The sequence below is a fragment of the Acinetobacter sp. ESBL14 genome, assembly GCF_036668815.1.
Lineage (GTDB): Bacteria > Pseudomonadota > Gammaproteobacteria > Pseudomonadales > Moraxellaceae > Acinetobacter > Acinetobacter gyllenbergii.
Window position 1 is genome coordinate 1 of the sequence record NZ_JAZEVS010000015.1, and the last position, 6,548, is coordinate 6,548.

A 6,548-nucleotide genomic window follows, 5' to 3' on the forward strand; every position below is an offset into this window, starting at 1 on the left:
CAACTACAACAGGTGAGACTAAAAAAGTAGTTATTGAAGCTCTTGGACAAGCAGGCGGTGAAAAGGCAGTAAGTACCCTAACAGGGCTTCTATCAACTACAACAGGTGAGACTAAAAAAGTAGTTATAGCAGCTCTTGGACAAGCAGGACGGTTTAAATAATGTATATTGTAAAACTTACTGACATAAGTTGTCCTAAATGCTGGCATTTAAAAAATATAATTTCAAAATTATATTCAGTACAAACAGATAGTGGCAATCCACCAACTTTTGCATGTATTACATGTGAAGGACGTTTCGGTTATGAAGATGGGATTTTAAAATATTTTAAACAAGCTGATGAGGGGTTTAAATCAAGAACACCTCAAATTCCATGGAAATAATAGATTAATTTTTCTAAAATTAACATAATACGCCTTATGCGCAGCCCAGGTTAATCCTGGGCTTTTTGTTCAATCTGATCATTGGTAGCAAACAGCCCAGGATTGGTAATTTTGATGTTTTCCTGACAACTCCTACACAGCATCAGCCCAGCAAAAAGTTGTACATGTTGCGTTGATTCACAGAAGGTACATGGCTTAGGAAAAGTGATGATATTGGCTGAATTGACTAATTCTTTTGACATAAGAAGTAACCTTGGATTGTACATATTAATTTTTAATAAATTTCAATACTTTATACCTAATTTAGCCACTAAAATTTGTACATTATTGTATGATCCATGTGTACATATTATTTTTTATAATTTTCATATGCTTAGATCAAAAATAGCGTTTATTTTGTACAAACCCATGTACAGAACAATAATCATATAAATCAAACTCTTAGCATAAAAAAGTCCATGAATTTTGTACACGATTCTGGAACTTAAAAATCTAAACTTTCATCAATTTTTTCCATAATTTCAATAAATTAACCTTAATTTTAAGATATATTCTGAAAGTTGGTTTGAAAGTTATTTTTACATTATATTTCAATACTTTAAATCAAAAATTTGGATATTTTTTGAAAAAACCAATGAAAGTTTATTTTTTATTTAAAAACAAAAATTTACAGCAGTTTTTATCCATTTTTTTGAAACAGTTTCTATATGATAAAAAAAACTATAAAAACCATATCTGGCAAAGGTTTGAGGGTTATCATCTTTAGATGCGTGGTGTGTGAACTAAAAATTGTCGGTATGTACCGACTTCCAAGAAAACCAATTGACTGAAATGACCACAAAGATAGTGCTTGATTATTACTTTTACTGAAAAAGCTTAAGAAGACATTTTGATCTACTGATCAGAAGCAAAATTTAGAACAAGAGATGAAATCAGAACTAGACTTTTTAGAGGACAATTTAAAAACACCAAATTTAAACGCTGTATTTTCGCCATAGTGTGATCATTTCAAACTGAACTAGAGATCAGTACCCAAAAAACAAAAAAGTGCTTCTAAACGCAAATAGAAGCAAATGACAACAGCATCTATAAACGATAAGAACGGCTTAACAAAGCGAGTGTCTACGAGCGATATTCCCAAAATTCGCGCCTCGGCTTTCTGAAAAACCGCTTTTTTAGGTTAATCAACCTAAAAAAGTGAAGTTTAGATGCAAAAATTTGAGCCTAGACCGAGCGAAGCGAGCATAAAGCTCTATGAGCGAAGCGAATTCCTAGTTGTTTTTGTTCTTGCCTTTGCTTTTTCTCAAATTCACGAGGGAATTAACCGAAAAATTGCCCCAGAATCGAGCGAAAGCGAGATTCAATAGAGTTTGAGCGAAGCGAAAACCAAGGGCAATTTTGACCAGGCTAGGCTTTTAATTATTTTTAAATACTTTTAATGCTTTTAGCCATACTGAAAGCCTATATTCTAAAGGGATACAGCAGAGATATGACTACGTTTACCTACCAATATGACTACGTTTACCTACCAATATGACTACGTTTACCTACCAATATGACTACGTTTACCTACCTTAAATCTACAAAAAATATTTAGTAGATTTAACTACGTTTACCTTGCATAAATCTACATAATTATTAATATAGACTTATATTCACTAATAATAATGTAGATAAATAAGATGCGGGATTTAGTTGTTAAAGATAATGCCTTAATTAATGCTAGTTATAACTTGGATTTAGTAGAACAACGTTTAATCCTATTGGCTATTGTCGAAGCAAGAGGTAGTGGTAGAGGTATAAATGCAAATGACCCCTTAGAGGTTCATGCAGAGAGCTATGTAAACCAATTTAATGTTGCAAGACAAACAGCCTATCAAGCTCTAAAAGATGCGTGCAAAGACTTATTCGCCCGACAATTTAGCTATCAAGAGATCAACAAAAGAGGAAAGGTTGAGAATGTTCTAAGCCGTTGGGTTAGTGAAATTAGATACATCGATGATGAAGCAACAGTAAAGTTGATATTTGCACCAGCTATCGTTCCCTTGATTACACGTTTGGAAGAACAATTCACCAAGTACGAGCTGCAACAAATTAGCGAACTTAGTAGTGCTTATGCTGTACGTTTATACGAATTATTGATTGCCTGGCGTAGTACAGGACAAACACCTGTTATTGAATTAGCCGAATTCAGACAAAAGATAGGTGTTCTCGATGATGAATACACAAGGATGGGAAATTTTAAAGATCGGGTATTAAATCTAGCTATTGCCCAAATTAACGAGCACACAGACATTAAAGTTAAATGTGAGCAACATAAAAAAGGCCGTAACATTTCAGGGTTTTCATTCACGTTTAAACAAAAGAAAGTAGTTACAACAGATAGTAAAAGCCCTAGTCAAACTGATCTTTTCTCAAAATTGACTGATAAGCAACGTCACATCTTTGCTAATAAGCTTTCTGAGCTACCAGACATGAATAAATATTCTCAAGGTACGGAAAGCTATGCGCAATTTGCAGTTCGAATTGTAGAAATGCTGCAAGATCAGAATAAATTTCAAGAACTGTTGCCATATCTTAAAAAAGTAGGATTTAACACAAAATAAACTTCATGTTCAGGTAGGATGTTCAGGCGAACATCCTTGCACATGCACTGAGGGATTACATTGAACACAACCAAATTTAGCGTTATGGACGCTAGTAAAGCCTTTAAAAAGTCACGAACAACTATATATGAAGCTATAAAAAATGGTGAATTATCAAGGGATCATGACGGCCTTATAGACTTATCTGAACTTATCAGAGTTTATGGCAATCCTTCAGGTGTTCAGTCTAGTACACGTACTGAACACGTACTGAAGGATGTACATGTACACGTCCAATCAGAAGTCGAAACTGTATTAAAAGATCAAATTTCTTTACTCAAAAATCAGTTGGATTTAGCCAATCAAAGAGAAAAGGCTTTGATGCAGCATATCGAGGATCTGACGCATAGAATTGAGTTTAAAGGACAGCCTGAACAACCAATTACCGAAGCGAAGAAGGAAGAAGCTATCCAGCCAAGTACTGCTCCAGTACAACCAGAACCAGATACTACTGAGCCGAAAGATGCTGGATTGACTACTCCGAAGCAGACGGAAAATAAGCGCATTCCAGTGCCGCAACACGTTGAACCGGAACAGCCGAAAAGAGGGTGGTTAAGTCGGTTTTTCTTGCCAAATGGCTAAGGGTATTATTCAACTGAGCTAATCAAAAGCGTGAAACATTGATCAAAGAATAGGCGTGGAACGTGAAAGATCATGAAAAAGCCGTTCTAGTGCGCTAAACCCTAGAACGGCTTAGGCTAATACATTGATACTTATAGGAAAACTTCAAGCATTTCGCATAAGGCGTATTATGTTAATTTTAGGTAAACTGTAAAATATCTCTTAATTGTAAATCATTCAATATGTTGGATAGGAGCAAACTAAATCACTCTCCAATTCTTGAAAATACAGATAAAAAATACAGCCTATTTCAAAAAAACTGCTTTTTTTTCCAAAAAAATGATTTAAGATGGTCTTTTTTAGTGATCTTAAGTCGAAAAAATAGATGTTAGTTAATTTGACCTGCGAAAACATATTATCATTCAAAAATGCTCAATCATTTTCCATGATTGCTTCACAAAAGAAAAAAGATAATATTTTACCTAATAATATTTTTAATGCCGGAAAAGAAGCACAAGAACAATTGGTAGAAACAGCTTTAATTTTTGGTGCTAATGGAAGTGGTAAAACTAATTTTATTGCGTCACTTTCCTACCTCAAAGCATTAGTTTTGGATCAGTTACCAGAAAAAGAGTTTATTGCTCCATTCTTATTAGATGATAAATGTGCTCATGTACCATCTGAATTAGAAGTAGAATTTTATGCCGATAATTCTATTAAATACAGATATGGTGTATCTATCCATAAGGGAAAAATTTTAGAGGAATGGCTCTATTACACACCTTTAAGTAGAGAAACTATATTATTTCATAGAGAAAATGAAACAATTATTGAATATAATTCAACAGGGTTTGTAGAAGCCAAAGATTTTATTAATGAAGAAAATAGAATTGATGATAAAGTAAAATCTACAATGCCGTTTATTTTTTTATTATCAACATTCAAAGGTGAACATTCCAGCTTAATATCTAAATGGTTTTCTAAAATAATATTGCTAGATATAGAAAATAAAGAATCTAAATTAAAAGCTACTCTAGCTTATTGGAAAGATAATGCTATTTTTAAAGAATGGGCTACTCCTATTTTAAATTCATTAGGTATTTGTGATATACGATTTGATCATAAAATAAATTCTGCAGAAGAAATTATTAGGAAAATTAATGAAGATAAAGAAAATATCAAAAATTCTGAAGATGAAAATATTCAACTAAAAGATAAAGCCATACATCTTTTTGATAATCTTATAGATTATGTAAACTCATCAAAAGTTGAAAATAAAGAAGTTATTGATCTAGATAGTATCAAAGTTATTAGAAAAATAGATAATAAAGATTATCCTATTCCTTTGAAATTAGAATCAAGTGGAACAGTAAAACTCATACACCTGTTAAGTGCATTTTACAATTCATTTGAAAATGGTCACATACTTCTAATTGATGAGTTTGATGTCCAATTTCATACTCTTTTATCAAAATATATTTTTAAAAAATATCATGAAGCCAATAATAAAGGACAAATTATTGCGACTGTTCATGATACAAATTTAATGGATACAAACTATTTTAGACGAGATCAAATATGGTTTGTTGATAAAAATTTTGAAGGAGAAAGTAAGCTCTATTCTTTGGTAGAATTTAAAGAATTAGCTTCAAACATTTCGAATAAAAACTATTCTAATGAATATTTAGTCGGTTTTTTCAATGCTATTCCTTTATTTGATAATTCAACAGAAATTAGTAAATTAATGGAAGATCCAGAAAATGGCTAAATCTAGATCTCAAAGTAAAGCTACTAATAATCGAAATGATGAACATCTTGATAAAAATGATAGTAATTTAAAAACAAAGATTACCTTTGGGTTTGATTTTTTTCTTGGTGTCGATTCAAAAGGAAATGGACAAGATTGGGAGGATTGGCAGAAGGATGATCTTATTGTTCCAATGCTAAAAAAACTTGCTCATCTTAGTAATCTCACACCAGCTGAAGCAAAACAAGAAGAATCTTTGAAAATATATGGAGCTTTCCCTAGTTGCTCAGAGTTTAAATGTCCTCCACATCTTTCTCATATAGATTCATGGGGAACTATACGAAAAATGGGTACTGGATGGAAAAAAAGAATTGCAGGGTTTTATGATAAAGATTATGTATTTAGATTAGTCTTCCTAGATAAAGAACATAAGTTTTGGCCAACGGATTAAAGTTATATAAATATCTATAACTTTATCTTTAAAGCATCTTATTTAACATAAAATCTCTTATTCAAAATAAAAAAACCCCGACATCCTGTCGGGGTTTTTCGTATTTGGTACTAGGGTAAACTCCTGTCATCCCTCGCGTCCTGTCGCTGATCTTCTTATTGTTATGTGGAACATCCTGTTCTCAATGAAGCCATGATATGCAATCTGGTCGTGTCTACCTATTGGTGATTTTCTTGAATGCCTGTACGCCAGAACGTACATGCAGATATCCTCAAATTATCCCAAGAATTGTCCGCAGGAAATGGGGATAAAAGTGAGTCATTGAAGCCTTAAGAAATCAGGAAAAAATGAAATTTTGAGTATTTTTTAACCGATTTTATTGGCTAAAAGTGACAAAACTGCATAAAAAGCAGCCGACTTGTTTCCGAGTCGGCTTTTTGGTGTTTTTTGGGGTTATGTAAAATTCACAAATATTTGATTTAATTAAAATAATTAAGAATGGTTTCGCATAAGCGCCATTATGTTAAATAGAATATTCAAAACGTATTATCTATTAAGCTTGTTAATATGCTATTAATTGATTTTTATACTTTTATATGAGGAATTTTATGGCTAATTCTAGTAATGAAAGAGCGGTAAGTACCCTAACAGGGCTTCTATCAACTACAACAGGTGAGACTAAAAAAGTAGTTATTGAAGCTCTTGGACAAGCAGGCGGTGAAAAGGCAGTAAGTACCCTAACAGGGCTTCTATCAACTACAA

6 protein-coding genes are annotated in these 6,548 nt (G+C 32.5%); 5 read left to right on the forward strand and 1 reads right to left on the reverse strand.

Features of this window, described 5'->3' with window-relative positions:
- Positions 1–160: 160 nt before the first annotated feature.
- On the forward strand, positions 161–382 hold the full coding sequence (locus V6E90_RS21295; protein WP_332606386.1) for a hypothetical protein: 222 nt from the start codon (positions 161–163) through the stop codon (positions 380–382).
- 50 nt (positions 383–432) lie between these two features.
- On the opposite strand, the gene V6E90_RS21300 is transcribed toward V6E90_RS21295, so the two are convergent.
- Positions 433–624 (reverse strand): hypothetical protein, encoded by a 192-nt coding sequence (locus V6E90_RS21300; protein WP_332606387.1) that lies wholly within the window; start codon positions 622–624, stop codon positions 433–435.
- Between the two features lie 1,440 nt (positions 625–2,064).
- Here V6E90_RS21300 and repM point away from each other — a divergent pair.
- The 4 genes from repM to V6E90_RS21320 all read left to right on the forward strand — a co-directional run bounded on the left by repM (position 2,065) and on the right by V6E90_RS21320 (position 5,786).
- The gene (gene repM, locus V6E90_RS21305; RefSeq protein WP_104795286.1) at positions 2,065–2,988 is read left to right on the forward strand and encodes a replication initiation protein RepM; all 924 of its coding nucleotides are present in this window, start codon (positions 2,065–2,067) and stop codon (positions 2,986–2,988) included.
- A gap of 60 nt (positions 2,989–3,048) precedes the next feature.
- A complete protein-coding gene (locus V6E90_RS21310; protein WP_332606388.1) occupies positions 3,049–3,609 on the forward strand; it encodes a plasmid replication DNA-binding protein in 561 nt (186 codons plus the stop codon).
- 364 nt (positions 3,610–3,973) lie between these two features.
- Positions 3,974–5,356 carry an AAA family ATPase gene (locus tag V6E90_RS21315; RefSeq protein ID WP_332606389.1) on the forward strand — a complete coding sequence of 461 codons (1,383 nt, stop codon included), beginning with the start codon at positions 3,974–3,976 and terminating at the stop codon, positions 5,354–5,356.
- Positions 5,349–5,786 (forward strand): hypothetical protein, encoded by a 438-nt coding sequence (locus tag V6E90_RS21320; protein ID WP_332606390.1) that lies wholly within the window; start codon positions 5,349–5,351, stop codon positions 5,784–5,786. Before V6E90_RS21315 ends, V6E90_RS21320 begins: the two co-directional genes overlap by 8 nt.
- Positions 5,787–6,548: the final 762 nt, after the last annotated feature.